This window comes from Bradyrhizobium sp. CCBAU 11361, assembly GCF_028128935.1.
GTDB classification, from domain to species: Bacteria; Pseudomonadota; Alphaproteobacteria; order Rhizobiales; family Xanthobacteraceae; genus Bradyrhizobium; species Bradyrhizobium niftali.
In genome coordinates, this window is record NZ_LBJZ01000027.1 from 1 (window position 1) to 230 (window position 230).

The following is a 230-nucleotide window of genomic DNA, read 5'->3' on the forward strand; positions in this document are numbered from 1 at the left end:
TGCTGGCACAAGGCCCTGGTCTGCGGTCCGATGCGCTCGGCGCTCGCCAGCAGCACGGCGGTTTGCCGCGACGGGTTGAACGGCCGTTCGCTGGTCGGCAGGACGACAGAACCGGGGTGCGCCATCCGGGAATGAACACGCAGCAGCGCACGGGTGTGGCGATCACGGATCTCGATCGTGGTGGTGTAGATGCGCACGACGACCTGGCTGCCGATCGGCGCGGGCCGCGC

1 pseudogene is annotated in these 230 nt (G+C 69.6%); it reads right to left on the minus strand.

From position 1 onward, the window contains the following. Positions 1 to 230: pseudogene (locus XI08_RS09675) on the minus strand (IS21 family transposase); the annotation flags it as partial.